This window comes from Roseivirga sp. UBA1976 (genome assembly GCF_002336325.1).
GTDB lineage: Bacteria > Bacteroidota > Bacteroidia > Cytophagales > Cyclobacteriaceae > Roseivirga > Roseivirga thermotolerans.
The window spans coordinates 1-17773 of sequence record NZ_DDDQ01000119.1 but is presented as its reverse complement, the minus strand read 5'-3'; the positions used below and the strand labels follow the sequence as shown (position 1 = coordinate 17773).

Below are 17773 nucleotides of genomic sequence, written 5' to 3'. Positions count from 1 at the left end.
TTTGAATTAGTCTTCTCTTAAAGAATTAACCGGGTTGTCTTGCGCTGTTTTCATGGTTTGGCTAATGATGACTAAAACAGCCATCATAAATACCAGAAGAACTGGAAAAAGAAAAAACCAGGGTGATAATTCAATCCTGTTCTGAAATGAATTAAGCCAGTTTCTTGCACCAATGTAGATGATTGGTAAGGCTAAAAGAGTAGCTATTCCAATTAGGAATAAAAAGTCTACAGAAATCACCTTCAGAATATCTAAAACACTTGCTCCTAGAACTTTTCTCACACCAATCTCTTTCGTTCTCTTTGTTGCAGAGTAACCAACTAAACCGACCAATCCCAAACAGGCAATGGAGATGCCTACAAATGAAAAAACACTGAATACCTTACCAAATTGAACCTCTTGCTCATATTGACTCTGAACTTTTGCATCCATAAAGCCATATTCAAACTGATCTCCTGGAAAAAACTCATCATACTTGTCAGAAACAAAGCTTACCACTTCTTGTGTATTCTGGGTCTGATAGCGGATATGATATGTGTCCCCATCTACCTCATAAAATGGTAAGAATAAGATCGGTTCTACTGATTGCTTAACCGACCTAAAGTGGAAATTATCGGTAACTCCGATCACGAAGAATTCCCGCCCAAAAAGCTGAACTTTCTTATTCACGGCATCTGCTGGACTTTGAAAACCGAGCAATTCTCGGGCTTTGTCATTCAAAACGAGTTTATCAATTTGCTGACCGTCTCTATTATGGTCTTCAATTCTAAAACTCCTTCCAGCAAGTAGATCGATATTATAAACTTCAAAGAAACCATAGTTAGCACCCAAGCGATTCAACATGACACCTTCATCGCTCCCAATTCGCCTTACATTGAACGTTCTAGGCAATTGCTCTCCAAATTCCGCTGTGGTCACCCCTACTTTTTCGATCATCGAATTACTCTCTAATTCATTGATGAAAGCATGAATTGTCGTTACGAATGTGGTGTCCAAGTTGGTGTCCATGGGTCCATTGATATTGAGCACCTGACTTGTATTATATCCTAGATCATATTCCCTGATAAAATTGGTCTGATTTGTCACCACCACAGTAAAGGCAATCAATGAGGTTGAAAGAATGAACTGAAAAACAACCAAGGATTTTCTCAACAAATTTCCAGTCGAAGATTGAGAATAATTGCCTTTGAGCATGTGTACAGGCATGTATTTGCTCAAGACAAATGCTGGATAAGAAGCTGAAGCAATCGTACCTACGGAGAATATTCCAAGAAACCAGACAATTATTGAAACACCTTTGAATTTTAATAAAACGGTATCGAATAATGTGTAATCAACATTGGTAAATTGATTGTACTGTTGTTGAAATATTTGAACTATGGTGACCGCTAAAACAAGCCCGAGTAAATTGACAATTACTGCCTCTTGCAAGAACTGAAACCGCAGCTGCCAAATACTAGCCCCGACTACCTTTCTCATTCCAACCTCTTTTGCCCTTTGGAGAGATCTTGAGGTAGTCAAGTTGATGTAATTCACCCAGGCCATGATCAGGATGAAGAAGGCGATGAGCATCAATATATTGATGAGTTGTCCATTAATGGTTGCATGAGTTTCATATTCATATGTCTCATCTAAATGTACCTCAGCTAAGGGTTGAAGGTGAAATTTTTCAAAAGTTCCGGTCACCTGATTTCCTTTAAAATACCGGTTGCTGAAATCTTCTAACTTTGATTCCAGTAACTGAGCATCTGCTCCCTTTTCTAATCTGAGGTAATGAAAGTAATCAGAACCTGTCCAAGAAAACCTGGCTGTTTCTCCCCACCACCCGATCAATGTTTCTCTAGACAGTAAAATATCGAAAACAAGACTACTATTTTGAGGAATATCAGCGATGACTCCCACAACCTTAAAACCATCTTCATGAAAATAGATCACCTCATCGAGGTATTCATTGGGAGAATCCTTTGGCCCTATCAACTTTTCTGCAGCCGAAATAGTCAATACGGTAGACAGAGGTTCTTTCAATAACTCATCTTTATTTCCTGCTAACAGCTCATGTTCAAATACATTGAAGAAGTTGGCGTCTGCAAAAGGCACCCTGTCTTGAACGATCTTATTCTCATCATATCTGATCAGGAGATTCGTGTAAAAATTTAAAGTGGTACTAAAAGCTACTTCAGGGTAATCTTCTGATAACTGAGGACCAACAGCTGAATAGGTGATCTGCCCTCTTTGAATCAACTGGTCGCCTTCATATCTATCATTCATTACTCGGTAAATGAGCTGATGATCATTGAAGTGCTGATCGAAACTCAACTGATATCCGGCATATTGAAAAATAAAAATGGCGGCAGTAAGACTGACCGCTAAACCAAAAATATTGATCATTGAGAATAGCTTCTGCTTTTTCAATGACCTGAGTGTTGTTTTGAAATAATTCTTGAACATTAATCTTCTTTTATCTCTCAATATCCATATCGCATGCCAATAACATAATTACTTCATTATCATGCACTTATAAAATACATCCTACCAACTATCATTATTTTTGTGTCATACTGAAACGATGGCTTGTCTCATAATGACACAATTCCTACTTTCGTGTAAGAACTCACTATTCCCTGAATGCATGTCCAAAGTCGATGGTAAGATATTGGTGCTAGATGATGATCAAGGTGTATTGTACACCGCAAAAATGATCCTCAAGCAACACTTCGAAACGGTAATTACAGAAAGCGATCCCATGAAGTTAGACTTTCTTTTGAATGAAAGAAGTTATGATGTGATCGTTTTGGACATGAACTTCTCTTATGGCCTTACCAGCGGTAAAGAAGGGATTAAACTCTTGCGCAAAGTTCTGGCGAAAGACCCTGACGCGCATGTGCTCATGAACACAGCCTATGGAGATATAGATATTGCTGTGGAAGCCATGAAAGAAGGTGCTGTAGACTTTTTGGTAAAGCCCTGGCAAAAGGAAAAACTTTTGGCAACCGTTACAGCTATTTACGAATTGAGTAAAACCAAAAAGCAACTCGAAAACCTTAAGGCCAGCCAAAAAATTGTAGTACGAGATCAGCACAAGGCTTATGAAGAAATAGTTTCGGTAAGCCCTGCCATGAAGCCTGTATTTGAGGCCATTAAGAAAGTAGCAGCTACCGATGCCAATGTACTCATTCTGGGCGAAAACGGTACCGGAAAAGAACTAGTAGCCAGGGCCATTCATAACAGCTCTCCGCGTGTTGACGAAAACTTTATAAAGGTAGACCTAGGGGCCGTTACCGAATCGCTCTTTCAATCGGAACTCTTTGGTCATGTAAAAGGAGCCTTTACCGATGCACATGAAAACCGACCCGGCCGTTTTGAAATAGCAAACCATGGCACCTTGTTTCTAGATGAAATTGGTAATCTTTCACTAGCCATGCAGGCCAAATTGCTTACCACACTGCAGTTTAAGCAAGTTACCCGGGTAGGTTCTAATAAAGCTATTCCTCTAGATACCAGGCTCATTTGCGCCACCAATATGCCTCTCTATGAAATGGCCAGCGAAAAAGAGTTTAGACAAGACCTCCTATATCGTATCAACACAGTTGAAATTAAACTCCCCCCACTTAGAGAGCGAATAGAGGATATAGAACCCCTCGCCAGACACTTTCTCAAAATCTATGGCAAAAAGTATAAGAAGGAGAAAATGAGGCTCAATGAAACCACCATAAACAAACTCAAAGCCTACTCCTGGCCCGGCAACGTACGCGAACTACAGCATGCCATAGAGCGTGCCATTATAATGTCTAATTCTCCCCTCCTTGCTCCGGAAGATTTCTTGCTGGTAGAAAGGCCCAATCAAAATGTAATTGCCACTGACACTTTCAACATGGAAGAAATGGAAAAGCAGGCCATACAAAACGCCATCCGCAATGCCGATGGCAACCTTACACAGGCTGCCAAAGCCCTGGGAGTAGGCCGTAGCACGCTCTATCGAAAAATGGAGAAATACAAACTCTGAAAGGCATCTGCAAACCCATAATTCTCGCATGGCCTTCTTTTCACCTGAGCAGCCCCACATCTTTCGCCATTTCTCACTATTTTAGAATTTTCGACCAATCATAGATGCGTGTTTTTTTCATATTTAGCTTACTATTGGCCGTAAGCACTGCTTATGCCCAACAATCGATCGATGATGTGGCCAAAACGATTCGGGAAGCCCAATTGAAAGACGAAACCAACGACTGGGCTTATTGGGGCACTTATAAGTTCACACTCAAGGGCATTGACAACTCCACAACCACCCAACTACGCATAGACGATCAGACCACCGTACGCATGTACCTGCTGGCCAAAACAGACTGCTATATGTACTTCGATGTGCGCGATCAAAAAGAAAGTTACGTGTTTGGCACCAACGACCCCATAAGCCTGGAAACTGAACTGCAGGGCTATAAAGCAGCAACTTCCATTTATACCTACAAGAAAGGGGCATTGATGAATATTAACTTCGGTATTCGTTGGGGCTGCAAAAATATGCTAGACACAGAAATGCGATTGCTCGTGTTTTATGTCAATAAAAATGCCCGATAATGGAGTATAAGTACTTTCGCTGGCACATTATCGCTCGAATACTATTACTCCTTGCTCTGGGTTATTCCTCCATTTATGTACTCACTTCAACCCACTTTTGGCTTGTCTCCTTCTGGCTTATTCTGGCATGGCTGCTGGTATTAGTTAGTCTGATCCGATATATAGAACGATCGAAACGCGAACTCGCACAATTTCTACTTTCTATCAAACAGGGCGATTTTACCAACACCTATCACTTCAAGAAAAAAAGCGACCTCAATTATGCCTTCCATGAGATTAACGAAGTATTGAAGGAGCTAAGCCAGGAAAAAGCCTCCAATCTGCTCTATTTGCAAACCATTGTAGAACACGTTCGCGTGGCCGTAGTTTGCTACGACAAAGACCTTAAAATAAAGCTCTACAATCGGGCAGCACAGCAGTTGTTCGGCAAAAAGCAGATTACTTCGGTAAAAGGCATAGAAAGCATTGCACCTACCATTGCTACCACCATAGTCCAAATGAATCATGGCGAAAAGGCTCTTATCAAAGCTCAACTCAATGGTCAGCTCTATCACCTATCGGTTTTGGCTACAGAGTTTCGCTTGAAAGAAGAAAACTTTAAACTGGTGTCTTTTCAAGACATAAAAAGTGAGCTCGATGCCCAGGAAATTGAAAGCTGGCAAAAACTCATTCGTGTGCTCACCCATGAAATCAAAAACTCGGTAATCCCTATCAGCACCCTTTCTGAAGTACTTTTGCAAATGTTGAAAACAGAGAACGGAAGCAAAGACATTTCCAGACTAGATGATGAATTAATAAAGGATGTAATTGGTGGAATTGAAACCATCGAAAGCCGTAGCAAAGGATTGGCCCACTTTGTTTCTACCTACGACCGGCTTACAAAAATACCTAAACCAAAAATAGCACAAACAAACATTAAAACACTGATAAACAATACACTAAAGCTTTTTGAATCAGAATTTAAAACAAGGCAAATCACCGTAGAAACTCCTAATCTCACCGGAGTGATTCAGGCCGATTCCGACCTTGTTGAGCAGGTAATTATTAACCTCATTAAAAACGCCATAGAAGCCCTCAATGCCTCAAGGTCGCCCGTAATCACCATATCTACCGAACCACTAGCAGGCGAACTACTTCTGAAAATTGCCGATAACGGCCCCGGAATTCCCGATGAGGTATTGGAACACATCTTTGTTCCGTTCTACTCCACCAAAGAAGGAGGCTCCGGCATTGGCCTGTCCTTATCCCGACAAATTATGAGGCTTCACAAAGGGCAGCTAACCTTAGATACTTCGCCTCATACAGGCACTGTTTTCACCCTTCATTTTCCTACCAGAGCCTCAGACCCCATTAAATAGGCAACATCGGCCTAGAGAATATTTTTTGCGTTTGTTAACATCGCATTCATAACAATCCTGTTTATTTGACGTCCAATCTGTATTACCAAAACTAATCTAGAATGAAGCAACTAAAATTTGTGCTGCTGGCACTGCTCTTAAGCACCAGTGTATTTGCAGCTGACCCCTATAAATATACCGTAGACCTAACCCGGGTGGCTGACGACAAAGTATTTGTAGAGCTGGAAACACCAAAAATAAAGGAGAAGGAAATTGTTTTCTATATGCCCAAAATTATCCCCGGCACCTATGCCATTGCCGACTATGGCCGCATGGTGTCCGACTTAAAAGCCTATGATAAAAAGGGCAAACTAATGGAAGTGGAACGTTTGGACGATAACTCGTGGAAGATTAGCAATGCGAAAAAGCTACGCAAAATCACCTACATGGTAGAAGATACCTACGATACCGACAAACCCGGCCCAGATATCTTTCAACCTGCCGGTACCAACATAGAAGAAGGTAAAAACTTTATTATCAACACCTCGGGCTTCTTCGGCTACTTTGAAGGAATGAAGAAAGAAGAGTTCGAATTGAACTTCATTCGCTCCAAAGAGTTTTATGGAGCTACCGGACTTAAGGCCGAAAGTAACCCTCCACTAATCGGTAAGCTCAGCCCCGAAGCTAATCACCAAGATCTGGCTGTTGACCAGTTCAAAGTGGAAGACTACGATCGGCTGGTAGACTCACCACTTATGTACAGCAAGGCCGATACGGCCATTATTAAAGTAGCCAATACAGACGTATTGATTGCCAGCTACTCCCCCAACAAGCGCATAACGGCTGCTCAAATTGCCGAGAGCATTCGAGAGGTGCTTAGTGCTCAAAACGAATTTCTTGGTGGAAAACTACCAGTAGACAAATATGCGTTTTTGTTCTACTTTACCGATCAGCCCGTAACTTCTTACGGAGCCCTGGAGCATTCGTATAGCTCTGTGTATTATATGCCTGAGCAAACCATAGAGCAAATGCAGCAACAGCTGCGCGACTTCGCGGCTCATGAGTTTTTTCATATCGTTACGCCACTCAATATCCACTCAGAGGAGATTGGAAGTTTCGACTTCAACAACCCGAAAATGTCGAGACACCTGTGGTTGTATGAAGGCATGACCGAGTATTTTGCCGGTAGTGTACAAGTGAAATATGGCCTTGTAACTCCAGAGCAATACCTACAAATGCTACAGGAGAAAATTATTATCTCACAGCAGTTCAAAGATGAACTTCCCTTTACCGAACTGAGCCTTGGTGCTCTCGATGAGCATGCCGACCAGTATTACAACGTATACCAGAAAGGCGCACTCATTGGAGCAGCATTGGACATTCGCTTGCGCGAACTATCAGACGGTGCTTATGGAGTACAGAACATGATGGCCGACCTCTCCAAGAAATACGGTCCTAGCAAATCATTTAAAGATGAAGAACTTTTCGATGAAATAGTTGACCTCACCTATCCGGAAATCCGCAACTTCCTCACTACCTATGTGAGTGGAACCACCCCTCTACCCTACAAAGAAATTTTCGCTAAAGTGGGAGTAGATGTTATTGACAATGGCACTACCAAACAACACTCTTTTGCCATTAACCAAAACAATATTACCCTGGTGCAACATAAGGGTGAGCAGCGTTTGGCTATTGGTAATGAAGCCGCCAACGATGCTCTGGCCAATGCATTAGGGCTTAAGAAAGGCGACATAATTCTAGCCATGAATGGCGATAAGTTTCCGGCCTATGGCCCCGAGCTTAATGCCTTCTTAGGCGCTCAGGTGCAAAAAATACCGGGTTTAGAAACCTTCACCATGACGGTTTGGAGAGAAGTAGACGGAGAAGGTAAAGAAGTGAAGCTTTCTGCCAAAAATCAGCAAGTAGAAGTCCAAATACCGCTGGGACTTCAGTTTACGGAAAACCCATCGGAAGAACAGCTTAAACTACGCGATTACTGGTTGAAACCCGCCAGGTAAAGTGTAGATACTTACGTTAAGCCGGAAATAGCGACTCTATCCCGCTATTTCCGGTTTTTTATACTCCGGCTACGCCAATACGCTGAGTCAATAATCATTAAGAAAATTGAGGCCTACGCTAATCACCCATTGCCTTTGCTTTGGAATGAACTCGCGCCCCAACAAACGCCCAAGGCTCTCCCCGGTTTTGCTTAAACCAAACTCGTAATTGATATCAATCATTACGCGGTCAAAATCGCCCCCAAGTCCAAAATGCCACATCATGCTGGTTCGGTTGTAGCTATCGCTCACCTTCTCTATCTCATTTAAGAATGAGCGATGGCCCGAAAGCAGAATACTGAAAGAGGGTCCCATTTGCAGACGTAAATTACCTATTCGATAGCCAATGTCTACAGGAAGTTCCAGCGTATTGAATTCAAAATCGGCTCTCGGATTAAAATTGGGCACATTGTCATAATTGAGAAACACCAATTGGGTTTTGATTTTTGAAAGCAGTACAGACGGTTGTACGTATACATTTTCTACATTGGCCCGAAAGAAAAAACCAAACTGATAGCCTATCTCAGAACCTCCTTCCGCCAGATCTATCTCACTATTATCCAGCGTCATTTTTGCCGTAAGCAATTTAGCCACCGGTCCCGCCTGATAGAATCTGCTGTAACTCTCCTGGCCAAACAATGGTTGCTGGCTCATTAAAATCACAATCAGGGTAAGGCAAAGTACTCGGAGTTTCATTAGGCCAAAAAGAAATGTTTTCTAGATTCGCATCAAGATATAGTTAAAATTTCAGATGAGCTTACAAGAAAACTTCGAAAATGCTGCAAAATCGGCAAATAATTTAAGCGAAAGACCTTCTAACGAAGACCTGCTAAAAATATACAGTCTCTACAAACAAGCCACTCAAGGCAACAATACGGAGGACCCTCCGGGAGGCTTTGACTTTAAGGCCGCTGCCAAATACAACGCCTGGAAAAAGCTGGAAGGCATGAGTAAAGAAGAGGCCATGACACAATATATCGACCTTATAGAGCGTCTTAAATCCGCTCAATAATATTTTTTGAGCAGGCCTGTGTCCGACACGTATTCAAAAAATTAGAAACCGCATTTGCAAATTTCTTTGCATATTGCAAAAGGTTATAAAACTCAAATATTACAACAATGGGATTATTCAGTTTCGGTAAGAAAAAAAAGAAACCGGTTCGTTCGTGCGACCTTGAAGGCTCGCTTCTTGAGTTCGGAGAAGGTTACTTGCTTACCTCCTCTCAAATCATCAAATCAAAACGGTTTTGGGATAACAAAATGGTAGAGCCGGAAACTCTGGCTTACTCCAAAGCGCACTTTGAGCGCAAAGACGAGATGGGTACAAAAATGCGTACCATGATTTTTCAAAAATACAGCTCTCAGGAAAAACCCTGGTTGGTTGGAGACGGTCAGGTCAACCAATTTGAAATAGACAAAAATCAGGCGCGAGAGTATGCTCAAAAATGGTGGGAATCTGAGTTCACCTTTATTCCGCCCGATGCCGGTGCAGCCGAAAAGGTGCTGAGCAACGATGAATTTGAGCAATGGAAAGAATACGCCATCATGAAAGCTGGCGAAACACAATTGAAAAAAATAGGTTAAAAACAACCTTAAACGTATAAAAACTGCTTTAGGCAGTGCCGAAATCAGGCCTGTTTAAGGCAGTTTCTTTTTTTACTCCTCTACCCAACGCCAAAGCTGCACCTTACCATTCCTTAGCGGTTTCAATTCCAACCCGCTTTCGCGCGCCATCACCTTTAGTGCTTCCAGGTTTTCATGGTCATGGTAGCGATCGTTCAAAAAGGCCGGGTTAAGCAACAAGTAGTCTCCTGCCAATGGAGCAGAGCCATTCAACTCAGAAAACCAAACATAATTATGGTCAGTTGCCTGAAAATTGTAGAAATAAGGATACCCATAAGAAGTCAGTCCGTCAGTAAAGACCCGAACTCTCCCTGTATCAGGAAGCAGGTTGTGCTCCACCGCCTCTTTTAATTCTCTAAAATTCCTTTCCCCTGAACTACTGACTTTATAGGCCGGAATAACCAAAAGAATGGCCAAAAGAAATTTGGCTCTCGTGTAACGAATAGCACTTAGCAGGTGGGTCTCAATCCAGTAGAAGCCTCCAGCCATCAGCATAAGCGGAATAAGAAATGTAATGTGCCGGGTGTCTACCGGCATGGGGCTATAATACCTCCAGTTGGTACTCATAAACCACCAGGTAACTAAAATCATAATGACAGAAACCCTCCACAAATGCTCCGGACTTTCCAACCTCCAGTGTTTCCTCCGAGTAGTGAGTAATGCCGGCAAACAAAAAAGGAGCGGCACAAAAAAACCTCCTCTTAAAAATCCCAGTAATGGTAAATAGGTCAGCCGTTTGAGCAGGGTGAGGTTATCTTTATCGAAGAAGGTCTTAGCCGAAGCCTCGTGATTGTTCGAAATATTTTTGAAGCGATAAAAAAAGTCTCCATATACCTCCTGATACCAAAACCCATTGGCTACTACAAAAAAGATCAGTAAAACAAGAGTAATCATCCAGTAGCTCTTATTGGTCTGTCTTCTTTTATAATCGTTGAAAAAGAGGTACAAGAATAGCGGCACAATCAAAATCACCGTCATTTTGGTAAGATAGGCCAGAAATAAAGCAGTTGCAGTAATCAGCGCAGCTAGTCTGTGATCTCCCTCCCGTCTGTTCACCCTGTCATAGGCCACCAAAGCCATAAAAATGAACAGTGCCATGGGCATTTCCGGAAAAAGGTGTGTAATAAAGGTGATGATGTGATAGTCACATACAAGAATTGTCGCTGCTAAAACACCCAACCAGTGGTGATACAAATGCCCCAGCCATAGCGTAAGGTTGAGAATGATTAAACCACAAAGCAAAGGGTACAGCGTAATGGTCCATTCATTAATACCCAATAGCTCAATAACCCAAGCCGTTGGATAAAGCAAAGCCACCCTGCTGGTAAAGTGATTAGTACCCAGCTCAAACGAACCTTCATTGATTTGCCTGGCAAAATTTAGGTAAGTAAAATCGTCCCAGAAAGCCAGGCCATTGTTGGCCAGAAACCAAACCGCAATCATTACCAGATTGGCGGTTACTACAAACCACTGGTAATGTCTTGCACTAAAGAACTTCTTGTGCTGCATTGCAACGAATATAATTGTTTAGCGAGATACTCTTCCTATTTTCGCACTACCCATGCAATTGTTTTATCAACCCGATGTACTGAACGGAGTCACAGAACTCGACCCGGAAGAGTCACGCCACGCCATAAAGGTACTGCGCAAGACTGAAGGTGATTTACTGCGATTGGTAGACGGAAAAGGGCATTTCTTTACGGCTACCATAACAGAAGCCAATTTCAGACGCTGTCGGTTTGAGGTTCTTGAAACCGAAAAAGAAAAACAGCGTGATGGCTTTCGGCACATAGCCATAGCTCCCACAAAGAATCTCGATAGGATTGAGTGGTTTGTTGAAAAATCCGTAGAGTTTGGGGTAGATCGAATCAGTTTCGTACTCTGCCAAAATGCTGAACGCAACGTACTGAAAACAGACCGACTGATAAAAAAAGCGGTCAGTGCCATGAAGCAATCGCTCAAAGCCAGGCTCCCTCAAATCGATGAAATGGTTAAGCTGCAGAGCTTTTTAAGCCATTGTGACCTTCCCCACCGCTATATTGCCTATGTAGACTTTGACAATCCCATTCATTTGCGAGAATTGGTCGAACCCGGTCAGCACTCAGTAGTGCTTATTGGTCCCGAGGGTGATTTTTCGGAGCAAGAGCTTCAGCAAGCCATAAGCTCAGGCTATCGAAAAGTAACTTTGGGAGAAAGTCGTCTGCGTACCGAAACGGCCGGCCTGGCGGCAGTACATATTTTAAATTTATTTGGCTAAGATTGTGCTATGGCTCTTAACTACTTTTGGATAGCGTTTTTTCTTATTGCATTTGTTGTTGCCCTCATTAAGCTGATATTTTTTGGCGATACTACGGTTTTTCCTGCCATTCTTCAAAGCACCTTCGATACGGCCAAAACCGGCTTCGAAATTTCCATTGGACTCACGGGAGCTCTTACCCTATGGATGGGCATCATGAAAGTAGGCGAAAAAGGCGGTGTGGTGGCTATAATGTCTAAACTCATTAGCCCACTATTCATCCGTATTTTCCCCGAAATACCTAAGAATCACCCTGTGTTTGGCCCCATGCTCATGAATTTTTCCATGAACTTTCTTGGCCTGGACAACGCAGCCACTCCCATGGGACTCAAAACCATGGAAGGCCTGCAAGAGCTCAATCCCAATAAAAAAACGGCTACCAATGCCCAGATTATGTTTCTGGTACTCAACACCAGCGGGCTCACCCTCATTCCGGTTTCCATTATGGCCTATCGTGCCACCGAGGGAGCACTAAACCCTGCCGATGTTTTCATTCCTATACTCTTAACCACTTATTTTTCTACACTTATAGGGCTGATAACCGTAGCCATTATTCAAAAAATCAACCTATTCAATAAAGTTATTCTAGGCTACTTAGGAAGCCTTACCTTACTCATCTCAGCGGCCTTGTGGTACTTTAGCTCCATACCCCAGGAACAGGTCTCTGTCATATCAGGAGTAGCCGCAGCCATTATTTTACTGGGTATTGTAGTGGTATTCATACTCATGGCCATACGTAAAAAAGTGAACGTATACGAAGCTCTGATTGAAGGAGGAAAAGACGGGTTTAATGTAGCCATCAAAATTATCCCCTACCTTATTGCCATATTGGTGGCCATTGGTATGTTCAGAACTTCAGGCGCACTTGAGTTTATCAATAATGGCTTCAGACTGTTCTTTGAATTTTTGGGTATCAATACTGACTTTGTAGATGCATTGCCAGTTGCATGGATGAAGCCACTCAGTGGATCCGGAGCAAGAGCCGCTATGCTCGATATCTTTGATAACCCAGCTCTGGGAGTAGATTCGTTTGCCGGTAAAGTAGCTTCAGTGTTACAAGGCTCTACTGAGACTACTTTTTATGTGCTAGCTGTTTACTTTGGAGCTGTAAAAATTAAAAACACGCGCTATGCGGCCGGAGCAGGACTTGTAGCCGACTTTGCAGGAATTATAGCAGCCATTATTATTTCCTATATCTTCTTCCACTAAAAGGTTCGAGCTCATCACTTCTGTTGTCCGCTTGCCATAGCCTTAAGGTTACTGAGCCAAGAATTGATTACTTTAAAGAATCGATCAAAACAAGACAACAAAAGCCCATGAAAAACTCAACCTACCGCATCGCCACTCTGCTTTTATTGTGGCTTTGCCTGGCACCCGCCCTTGTCGCCCAAGGCACAAGGCTATTGCGAGAACCCTCCATGAGCAATCAGCACATAGTATTTACCTATGGTTCCGATGTGTGGATTGCAGACACAAATGGCCAAAATGTAAACCGAATAACCAGTACCCCGGCCATAGAGAGCAACCCTCACCTGTCGCCAGATGGTCAATGGATTGCTTTTAGTTCCAATCGGTCGGGCAATACAGCCATTTATATAGTGTCTAAAAACGGAGGCACTCCCAGGCGCATAACCTGGCACCCTTCGGCAGCTTATGTAAGGGGTTGGTCTCCCGATGGCAGCAAGATTTTGTATGCCAGTTCAAGAGAAAGTGCCCCCACCTCTTACAACAGACTCTGGACGGTACCTGTAGAAGGTGGTCCTTCTACCCTGCTTTCTCATCAATGGGGCTACGATGCCTCCTTCTCACCCAACGGCAGACAATTAGTGGTAGACAAAATGAGCCGTTGGGACTCTGAATGGAGAAACTACAGAGGTGGCCAAAACACCCCACTTATTATTCTTAACCCCGCCAATCAGTCGGAAGAGCTACTGCCCCACGAAGAGCGAACAGTAGACATTCAACCCCTATGGATAGGAAATACCATCTATTTTCTTTCCGACCGAGACTGGACCATGAACGTTTGGGCCTATGACACGCGCAGTAAAGCCCTGAAACAAATCACCCGTTTTAGCGGCACCGATGTAAAATACCTGAATGCCGGAGCCAATGGCCAGCTGATTATTGAACAAAACGGTTATCTACACCTGGTAGACCCAGCCAGCGGCAATACCTCTCAACTCAACATTACTGTAGTAGGTGATTTTCCCTGGGCCGAAACCAAATGGGAAAATGTAACCAACCGAGCCACCAGCGTATCGCTTTCCCCTACCGGAAAACGTGCCGTTATGGAGGCTCGAGGAGAAATTTTTACTGTTCCGGTTGAATTTGGAGACCCCAGAAACTTAACCCAATCTTCAGATGCTGCCGACAGGAGACCTATATGGTCGCCAAAAGGCGATAAAATTGCTTGGTTTTCTGATATGGACGGAAAAGGTTACCGCATCTATTTTACAGATCAGGACGGACTTTCAACCCCCACCAGTTTTAGTATTGGTGAATCTAAACTAGCCTGGGAGCCTACCTGGTCGCCCGATGGCAAACACATTGCATTTGTAGACGATGACGTAAGAATCAGAGTATTGAATGTGGAGAATGGAGAGATTAAAACTATTGATGTGGGTGGAAATAATCTGGAGAGAGGCTCAACCGGCATTGTTTGGTCTCCAGATTCCAAGCAACTGGCCTATGCCAAATCAGGCAACAACAACTTTAGAAGAATAATGGTATGGAACAGTGAGGACAACAGCATCAACCAACTGACTGACGATTTTGCCGATGCCTTTTCTCCGGCCTGGGACAACGACCAGAAGCACTTCTACTTCCTGGCCAGCACCGATGTAGCCCTCGGCTCCGGGTGGGCTAACACCAGTTCCATGACAGCCGACCCAAGCTATGCCGCTTATGTGGTAGTTCTTCAAAACGATCAGGAGTCGCCATTTATACCGAAAAGCGATGAAGAGGAAGTAAAAAAAGAAACCAAAGAAGATTCAGGTAAGAAAGAAGAAGAGAAAACTGAAGCAGACAAAGGTATTCGTATTGATTTCGAAAATATTGCCAGGCGTACCATAGCCCTCCCGCTACCTACCGGCAATTATGTGGCCACTGCCGCAGGCCCTTCCGGCAGCGTGTTTTTGGCCGAAAGGCCCGCAGGCAGCTTTGCCCTCACACTGCACAAGTTCTCTCTTGACAAAAGAAAGGCCGATGAGTTCCTTACCGGGGTAAATCAATTCAGCATTTCGGCCGATGGCAAAAAAATGCTGGTTCGCTCTGGTGGCCGATGGTCTGTAACCAATACCGGTGGCCCAAGCGGAAAAGGTGGTGAGACTCTTTCGGTCAATCTGGAAATGAAACTCGATCGTTCTCAGGAGTGGCAGCAGATTTTTGAAGAAGCCTGGAGGTATGAGCGAGATTACTTCTATGACCCGAACATGCATGGCCGCGACTGGAACACGGTGTACAACCGCTATGCTCCACTAATTCCGTTCGTAAAACACCGGGATGACCTCAACTATATTCTCGACCAAATGAATGGCGAGCTCTCTGTAGGACACAGTTTTGTTGGCGGTGGCGACTATCCCGACATTGAACGCTCGAGTATGGGGCTTCTTGGGGCCGATTTTACCATAGACAAAAACCGTTGGCGCATAGAACGTATATACACCACCGAAAGCTGGAATCCAGGGCTTACCAGTCCGTTAGATAGGCCGGGTATTAAAGTACAAACCGGCTACTACCTGGTGGGAGTTAACGGTAATGAGTTAGATGCCAGCCAGGACCCACAGCAGTTGCTCGATGGCACAGCCGGTAAACAGACGATAATTCATATCAATGACAAACCAAGCTTTGAAGGCTCCTGGACCGAAGTGGTTGAGCCCATTCGAAGTGAAAATGCCTTGCGCCAGCGAGCCTGGGTTGAAGATAACAGACGCAAGGTAGACGAACTTTCTAACGGCCGCCTGGCCTATGTGTGGGTTCCCAATACCGGTGGTGGTGGCTACGTCAACTTTAACCGCTATTTCTTTGCTCAACAAGATAAAGAAGGTGCTGTAATTGATGAACGATTTAATGGAGGCGGCCTGCTCGATGACTATATGGTAGACTTAATGACCCGCTCGCTAAGAGCAGGGCTTACCAACGAGGTTCCTAATGGCCGACCTTTCAGACTCCCAGCTGGCATTTTAGGCCCTAAGGTATTACTCATTAATGAACTGGCCGGCTCAGGAGGAGATTTCTTCCCCTGGGTGTTCCGACAGCAAAAAGCCGGGCCACTCATTGGAGCCAGAACCTGGGGTGGTTTGGTCAAATCATCGACCCACTACGCCATGGTTGACGGAGGTTCCCTCACAGCACCGGACAATGCCGTGTTTGACCCCATAAACAATGTATTTGTAGCAGAAAACGAAGGAGTTCCTGCCGACATAAATGTAAGGCAGACGGCCAGAGCACTTACTGATGGTAGAGACCTTCAACTGGAAAAAGCCGTGCAAGAAGCTTTGCGCTTGCTTGAGGCCAATCCTACACCTAAAGTAACCGTACCTCCGTACAACACTCCGGCCAAAAAAGGCAACTAAAGAGAGTCTTGTTTCTCAATAGATATATCAAAAGAGAACGGGCTGAAAACAGTCCGTTCTCTTTTGTTTTTAATACCTCCGGCAAAGACCAGTTAAAAAATATACGCGGCTAAAAATTAAGCCAATAAGTAAGTTTAAACACCAAGGCACGGTTTTTAGAAGGCCCCAGATTAATAAATCCCTCATCGTCTGTAGCCAGGTAATTATCGGTATACACCAAAAAGAAATCGGAAACCGGAGCAAATCTCCACTGCAGACGCGAATTAATGTTTAGGTTTTCAATCTGTGTATTGTATTGAATAAATGTGGTCCAAAAAAGAGATTTGGTAAAGGTGAAATCGAAACGCGGCCCAATAAGGAACAAGACAGCATCATTATACGGATCGGGTAATTTTATATTGTTGTAGGCAAAACTCAGGCTGGTAAAGCCCAGCGGTTGATAGCGAAAGTTAATCCCTCCTTCCAGGTTAATCCGTGTTCCGTTAAAGTACTCTCCGGAGCGCGTACGCAAGTCGAACGATAGCACCTTAGGCTGGTCAGAATTGTAGCTGGCAATGATCATGTTGTTATGATACCCCGTGCCACTGGGCAATCTGAGGCCACCGGAACCACTGGGGTCGAAACCATTGAAAAGATAGGTGTACTGCCTGCGAAGGCGAGCACTGAAACGGGCCGAACTTTTCCAATTCACATCATAAAGAATGTTCATGTCCCAATCTAAAAACCCATATGTTTCGTTCCAGACCATGTCAAAATCAAAACCCGGCCCGTGCCGCTGCACAGGGCCTTTCTTAGGAAATATGGCATATTGAACGGTGCTATTGAGCTGGCGAATGTCTCTTCTCCTTACAAATCCTACCTCCGGATTGTAATTGGCTCCAACCATTTGACCTGACATTCGCCACGACCATTTGGGTATATCGTAGTTTACCTCAAAGCCGGAGGCAAAGGAATCGTCTGTTTTTGCTTCTTCGAACGATTGATGGTAGAACAGTTTACCATTCCACACGTTGTCAGCCGAAGCATGGTTGTAGTCCATTCCCACCGTGCGATTCCATTTGGCGTAGAACCTGGGGTCGTATTCTGTAATATCGGCAAAGGTTTGTTTGTTCACGAACAAGAAAGAGACATTGGACCTTGCCAGAACTTTTTGCTGCAATGAAAGTACCGAGTAATTGTATGAAGGCAAGCCTGCCTCATCGTTTTCACCGGCCTGCATACTCAATAGCCCCAACCTCAGGTTGTTGTTCACTTTTCCGCTAAGTCGCAAACCGGCCGGAATGGGGTTCTGAATATTTTGGCCGGTACTTT

Annotated in this window: 12 protein-coding genes and 1 pseudogene; 9 read left to right on the top strand and 4 right to left on the bottom strand. The window is 43.8% G+C overall.

All coding sequences use genetic code 11. The features are described 5' to 3' along the window. Positions 1–6 precede the first annotated feature (6 nt). The gene (locus B3763_RS11905) at positions 7–2412 is read right to left on the bottom strand and encodes an ABC transporter permease (protein ID WP_286746730.1); all 2406 of its coding nucleotides are present in this window, start codon (positions 2410–2412) and stop codon (positions 7–9) included. Between the two features lie 217 nt (positions 2413–2629). On the opposite strand from B3763_RS11905, the gene B3763_RS11900 reads away from it, so the two are divergent. From B3763_RS11900 to B3763_RS11885, 4 genes are all read left to right on the top strand, one after another. After that, on the top strand, positions 2630–4003 hold the full coding sequence (locus B3763_RS11900) for a sigma-54-dependent transcriptional regulator (protein WP_286746728.1): 1374 nt from the start codon (positions 2630–2632) through the stop codon (positions 4001–4003). Positions 4004–4107: 104 nt separating this feature from the next. After that, complete coding sequence (locus B3763_RS11895) at positions 4108–4575, top strand: hypothetical protein (protein ID WP_286746726.1); 468 nt, start codon at positions 4108–4110, stop codon at positions 4573–4575. Beyond that, on the top strand, positions 4575–5933 hold the full coding sequence (locus B3763_RS11890; protein ID WP_286746723.1) for a sensor histidine kinase: 1359 nt from the start codon (positions 4575–4577) through the stop codon (positions 5931–5933). Before B3763_RS11895 ends, B3763_RS11890 begins: the two co-directional genes overlap by 1 nt. Before the next feature lie 101 nt (positions 5934–6034). Continuing rightward, positions 6035–7930 (top strand): peptidase M61, encoded by a 1896-nt coding sequence (locus B3763_RS11885; protein WP_286746721.1) that lies wholly within the window; start codon positions 6035–6037, stop codon positions 7928–7930. An 87-nt stretch (positions 7931–8017) separates the two neighbouring features. On the opposite strand, the gene B3763_RS11880 is transcribed toward B3763_RS11885, so the two are convergent. Continuing rightward, complete coding sequence (locus B3763_RS11880; protein WP_286746718.1) at positions 8018–8665, bottom strand: outer membrane beta-barrel protein; 648 nt, start codon at positions 8663–8665, stop codon at positions 8018–8020. A 55-nt stretch (positions 8666–8720) separates the two neighbouring features. Here B3763_RS11880 and B3763_RS11875 point away from each other — a divergent pair, with 55 nt between their 5' ends. Together B3763_RS11875 and B3763_RS11870 are read left to right on the top strand one after the other, a co-directional pair. Continuing rightward, entirely contained in the window at positions 8721–8981 is a 261-nt protein-coding gene (locus B3763_RS11875; protein WP_189629951.1) for an acyl-CoA-binding protein, read from the top strand. Positions 8982–9088: 107 nt separating this feature from the next. Further along, positions 9089–9553, top strand: a complete 465-nt coding sequence (locus tag B3763_RS11870; RefSeq protein WP_189629950.1) for a hypothetical protein — start codon at positions 9089–9091, stop codon at positions 9551–9553. A gap of 72 nt (positions 9554–9625) precedes the next feature. Here B3763_RS11870 and B3763_RS11865 read toward each other — a convergent pair whose 3' ends face one another. Continuing rightward, positions 9626–11101 (bottom strand): ArnT family glycosyltransferase, encoded by a 1476-nt coding sequence (locus B3763_RS11865; protein WP_286746714.1) that lies wholly within the window; start codon positions 11099–11101, stop codon positions 9626–9628. Positions 11102–11153: 52 nt separating this feature from the next. Between B3763_RS11865 and B3763_RS11860 the strand changes: the two genes are divergently transcribed. From B3763_RS11860 to B3763_RS11850, 3 genes are all read left to right on the top strand, one after another. Further along, the gene (locus B3763_RS11860; RefSeq protein ID WP_189629948.1) at positions 11154–11849 is read left to right on the top strand and encodes a 16S rRNA (uracil(1498)-N(3))-methyltransferase; all 696 of its coding nucleotides are present in this window, start codon (positions 11154–11156) and stop codon (positions 11847–11849) included. A gap of 9 nt (positions 11850–11858) precedes the next feature. Continuing rightward, the gene (locus B3763_RS11855) at positions 11859–13097 is read left to right on the top strand and encodes a nucleoside recognition domain-containing protein (RefSeq protein WP_286746713.1); all 1239 of its coding nucleotides are present in this window, start codon (positions 11859–11861) and stop codon (positions 13095–13097) included. Between the two features lie 107 nt (positions 13098–13204). After that, on the top strand, positions 13205–16462 hold the full coding sequence (locus tag B3763_RS11850) for a S41 family peptidase (RefSeq protein ID WP_286746711.1): 3258 nt from the start codon (positions 13205–13207) through the stop codon (positions 16460–16462). Between the two features lie 109 nt (positions 16463–16571). Here B3763_RS11850 and B3763_RS11845 read toward each other — a convergent pair. After that, a pseudogene (locus tag B3763_RS11845) lies at positions 16572–17773 on the bottom strand (DUF5916 domain-containing protein); the annotation flags it as partial.

Bases quoted from the DNA above. Each gene is read 5' to 3' on its own strand.
- B3763_RS11900 (WP_286746728.1), top strand. From the start codon at position 2,630: ATGTCCAAAGTCGATGGTAAGATATTGGTGCTAGATGATGATCAAGGT.
- B3763_RS11895 (WP_286746726.1), top strand. From the start codon at position 4,108: ATGCGTGTTTTTTTCATATTTAGCTTACTATTGGCCGTAAGCACTGCT.
- B3763_RS11890 (WP_286746723.1), top strand. From the start codon at position 4,575: ATGGAGTATAAGTACTTTCGCTGGCACATTATCGCTCGAATACTATTA.
- B3763_RS11885 (WP_286746721.1), top strand. From the start codon at position 6,035: ATGAAGCAACTAAAATTTGTGCTGCTGGCACTGCTCTTAAGCACCAGT.
- B3763_RS11880 (WP_286746718.1), bottom strand. From the start codon at position 8,665: ATGAAACTCCGAGTACTTTGCCTTACCCTGATTGTGATTTTAATGAGC.
- B3763_RS11875 (WP_189629951.1), top strand. From the start codon at position 8,721: ATGAGCTTACAAGAAAACTTCGAAAATGCTGCAAAATCGGCAAATAAT.
- B3763_RS11870 (WP_189629950.1), top strand. From the start codon at position 9,089: ATGGGATTATTCAGTTTCGGTAAGAAAAAAAAGAAACCGGTTCGTTCG.
- B3763_RS11865 (WP_286746714.1), bottom strand. From the start codon at position 11,101: ATGCAGCACAAGAAGTTCTTTAGTGCAAGACATTACCAGTGGTTTGTA.
- B3763_RS11860 (WP_189629948.1), top strand. From the start codon at position 11,154: ATGCAATTGTTTTATCAACCCGATGTACTGAACGGAGTCACAGAACTC.
- B3763_RS11855 (WP_286746713.1), top strand. From the start codon at position 11,859: ATGGCTCTTAACTACTTTTGGATAGCGTTTTTTCTTATTGCATTTGTT.
- B3763_RS11850 (WP_286746711.1), top strand. From the start codon at position 13,205: ATGAAAAACTCAACCTACCGCATCGCCACTCTGCTTTTATTGTGGCTT.